Consider the following 1,452-nt stretch of genomic DNA (forward strand, 5'->3'; position numbering starts at 1 on the left):
CCCGCGCGGCTCGCCGACCGGGTCCCGCCGCCCGCCCGGCGGCCGGCCCATCCGCCGCAGCCGCAGCGCGCGCCCCAGCGCGAGCGGACCTGACCGCGACCGGCACGCGCCGCGGGCGGAGGATCGGTACCCTTCCTCGCCTTATGGCTAAGGTTTGCATCTCCTGCGGCAAGGGTCCTGCCTTCGGCCAGAGCCGGAGCCACTCCATGCGCGCCACCAAGCGCCGCTTCGACGCCAACCTGCAGAAGGTGCGGCTGCTCGTGAACGGCGCTCCCACGCGTGAGTACGTCTGCACGCGCTGCCTCAAGGCGAACAAGGTCCAGAAGGCCGTCTAGCGCCCTCGCGGCGCCGTAGGCAGGAAGGCCCGGCGGTGCCGTCGGCCGATCCCAGCATCGTCCGCTTCCGCCACATCGTGGCGGGGGCCGCCGCGCACCTCGAGTCGCGGCGCCAGGAGATCAACGACCTCAACGTCTTCCCGGTCGCCGACGGCGACACGGGAGACAACATGGCGCTGACCCTGCGGTCGGTGCTCGACGAGCTGGACCTGATCGTCGCGGACGACTGCTCGCTCGACGAGCTCGGGCGCGAGGAGCTGGTCCGGCGACTGGCCCGGGCCGCGCTGCTCGGCGCCCGCGGCAACAGCGGCGTGATCCTGTCGCAGCTGATCCGCGGGGCCGCCGAGGAGCTGGTCGCCCGTCCCGGCGAGCTGATCCGGCCGCCGCTGATCGCCGCCGCGCTCGCCGGCGCCGCCCGCCGCGGCTACGACTCGGTCCGTCAGCCGGTCGAGGGCACGGTCCTGACCGTCGTCCGCGAGATGGCCGGCGCCGCCTCGCACGCGGTCGCGCTGCTCGAGCCGGGCCAGCTCGGCGCGCTCGTCAGCGAGGAGGAGCAGTCGGCCGCGCTCGCCGCCGTGATCGCGGCCGCGGTGGTGGCCGGGCAGGTCGCGCTCGACGAGGGGCCGGAGCTGCTGCCGGTGCTGAAGGAGGCCGGGGTCGTCGACGCCGGCGGCTTCGGGCTGCTGGTGCTCTTCGCCGGCGTGATCCGGGTCCTGCTCGAGGGCCGCGAGGGAGCGGACTTCGACATCCGCCACTACGACGCCGCCCAGCTCTCCGACGAGGCGACCCACGCGTCGGAGACCTACCGCTTCTGCACCAACTTCGCGGTCACCGGCCCGGACCTCGACGCCCGCCGCGCCCGCCGCGAGCTGGCGACGCTCGGCGACTCGATCATCGTCGTCGTCGGCGACGAGCGGACCCTCAAGGTCCACGTCCACACTGATGATCCGGACCGCGCCATGGCGCTCTTCGACGGCGAGATCTCGCGCGTCGACGTGGCGGACATGGACGCCCAGGTGGCGGCGCGGGTCGAGCGCGGCAACGCGGCCCGCGCTGCGGCCGGCGGCGGTGGCGCGGCGGCGGGCGATGGTGGCGCGGCGGGCGATGGTGGCGCGGC

Annotated in this window: 2 protein-coding genes; both read left to right on the top strand. The window is 75.1% G+C overall.

Annotated features, from left to right (window positions below):
- Window positions 1-143: 143 nt before the first annotated feature.
- Entirely contained in the window at window positions 144-335 is a 192-nt protein-coding gene (gene rpmB, locus PAI11_RS23230; RefSeq protein WP_040601508.1) for a 50S ribosomal protein L28, read from the top strand.
- 35 nt (window positions 336-370) lie between these two features.
- Window positions 371-1,452: DAK2 domain-containing protein (locus tag PAI11_RS23235; protein WP_138974520.1), on the top strand; the 1,082-nt coding region annotated here is incomplete at its 3' end.

The organism is Patulibacter medicamentivorans (genome assembly GCF_000240225.1).
Lineage (GTDB): Bacteria > Actinomycetota > Thermoleophilia > Solirubrobacterales > Solirubrobacteraceae > Patulibacter > Patulibacter medicamentivorans.

Excerpts from the sequence above, each read along its gene's own strand:
- rpmB (WP_040601508.1), top strand. The coding sequence starts at position 144 with ATGGCTAAGGTTTGCATCTCCTGCGGCAAGGGTCCTGCCTTCGGCCAG.